Raw genomic sequence first — 1277 nt, 5'->3', positions numbered from 1 at the left:
AACAAATCATAACTATTTATTAACCACATTTTGGTTCATTTAGAAAGATGTTTTATTCATAGAAAACAATATTTTATTATACAATTTCTGATGTGATAATTTATGACTCTTATTGAGAGAGAATGAGAGAAAAGAGAGCTAAAGTTATCCACAGATCATGGGGTTATGCACCCCATATCTTAAGATTGACCCGTGACATAAGCCGCCCATTTATCCATATAAACGCGGCGCTGTTCTAAATAATCAGTACGACGATAGGCACGCTCTACTTGTCCTCCGACTGTATGACTTAGAATTGTTTCAGCAACCTCATAGGGGGCATCGGTTGTTTCAGCGAGCCAATCGCGTAAACTAGAGCGAAATCCATGGGGGCAGGCTTCAAGTTTATTGTCTCTCATGTATTGAGCCATACACTTCGTAGCAAGGGGACCGCGACCGGTTGCAGAAAAGAAGAAATCATTGCGAGAAAGTGAGCGCGCTTGTTTTAAAATGTCTAATGCTTCAGATGATAAGGGCACACGAAACTCTTTTGTAGTATCACGCTTTCCTTTCATATTTTCAGCAGGGATTGTCCAGATATCACCTTCAACTTGATCTTTATGAATATGACGTAAAGGGTTAGAGCGAACCCCTGTAAGGATAAGCAAACGCAAAGCCAGTTGTGTTAGGGTTGATGCTTCGCAAAGTGTTTGATAAAAAGCTGGTATATCTTTCCAATCCATTGCAGGTAAATTTTTGACTTTATGGCGTTGTTTTCCTAAAAGAGCGCGTGCTTTTTCTGTTGCTTGTAAATCAACATCCAAACCTAATGCAGCAGCATGTTTGAGACAAAGTTTGAGACGTATCAATGCTGTCCGAGCAGCTCCAGCTTTTGTATGCCAGATAGGGGCAAGTGTATTACGTATTTCTGTTTGTGTAATCTCTGACACAGGAAGACAACCTAATTTAGGGAGAATATGAAGTTGTAAAGGCGAAAACCAATGTCCATCTTTCCCATCCCCTTTTAATTCAGCTTTACGAGTTTCAAAAGTATCCAAGGCAATATCTTTTAAATAATGAAGATTGCTTATTGCCTCACGCTTTTGTTTCTCACGTTCTTTAATAGGATCACGCCCTTCACGTAAAACAGAGCGCCATTGATTTGCCAATTCACGGGCTTGTTTTAAAGAAACATCTCTTAAGGCACCCAAGCCCATTTCACGGCGCCGACCATGAATGGTATAGCGATAAATCCATTGAGCACCTCCATCTTTACGCTTATGAAGTAACAAGCCGGC

General features: G+C 40.4%; 1 protein-coding gene. It reads right to left on the bottom strand.

Translation table 11 applies throughout. The features are described from left to right. Positions 1–179: 179 nt before the first annotated feature. The coding region (locus ACFINO_RS09810) for a tyrosine-type recombinase/integrase (RefSeq protein ID WP_375655628.1) at positions 180–1277 on the bottom strand (1098 nt) is incomplete at its 5' end.

Origin of the sequence: Bartonella sp. AA83SXKL (genome assembly GCF_042196965.1) — a bacterium.
Taxonomy (GTDB): Bacteria; Pseudomonadota; Alphaproteobacteria; order Rhizobiales; family Rhizobiaceae; genus Bartonella.
The sequence above is the reverse complement of the archived record's forward strand: the minus strand, read 5'-3'. Positions and strand labels throughout refer to the sequence as shown.